Genomic DNA, 856 nt, shown 5'->3' with positions numbered 1-856 from the left:
GAATCGGAGAATTCAGAAATAGAATAATAATTTCAATCTGTTATATGTTCTCTGAGTTCAAGACTGAAAAAGCCAGAAAATTGGAGGCCAGTCCGATACACGCCGAACACGACGCGAAAAGGCGCAGAATCACAGGTCGCGAGACAAATTGGATCTGAATTTTATGGCTGGATTTGCTTGAAGCAGCTGGCGGAGAGGATGGGATTCGAACCCACGAGACCCTTATGAGGTCTACTCCCTTAGCAGGGGAGCGCCTTCGACCACTCGGCCACCTCTCCGGTAAGGGCGAGATAGCCGGTACGCTTTGTCATTTCAAGCGAATTGCGCGCGAACTGGTAAAATTTCCTGCGAATTATCGCACTTTATATATGCGCGATCAGGAATGTGCCTGAAATCAGTCGCTTTCACGAAGGGGCGCAAGCGTCATTTCGCAGATATATGCAGATATATAAGGACGGAAGATTCGCGCTGATTTCGATCAATGTGGCGGCTCGTGGCGGTAGTCTGACATATTCTGCGCCTGGAGCACGAGAAGTCACAGATTCGCTTGCCGGAAACAGTGTCGATGACAAATATCGCGTGTTTTCAAGCGTTAAGACCCGTTAATTCGCGTTTACTCATGTTAATAAACCCTAAACGGACCACCCGGAAACGGGCAATTTCGTGTCTTTTCTGCAACAACCCTCCCTCATAGAAGCACGAGAATGGTTGGGAGAGTGCATTCGATGTTGAAACGAGAAAGCGGGCGAGTATCTTCACATCCAGAAGAAGGAGCGCTTCGGGGCGACTTTTTCAAAAGGGGATGGGGACAGGTTGTCCTTCAGCCAAATCAGAATGCCCAGACCCATTTTTAACT

General features: G+C 48.5%; 1 tRNA gene. It reads right to left on the bottom strand.

What is annotated here, in order from left to right:
• Positions 1 to 187: 187 nt before the first annotated feature.
• A tRNA-Ser gene (locus F9K91_RS25470) sits at positions 188 to 278 on the bottom strand.
• Between the last annotated feature and the right edge of the window lie 578 nt (positions 279 to 856).

It is taken from the genome of Brucella tritici, from assembly GCF_008932295.1.
Taxonomy (GTDB): Bacteria; Pseudomonadota; Alphaproteobacteria; order Rhizobiales; family Rhizobiaceae; genus Brucella; species Brucella tritici.
The sequence above is the reverse complement of the archived record's forward strand: the minus strand, read 5'-3'. Positions and strand labels throughout refer to the sequence as shown.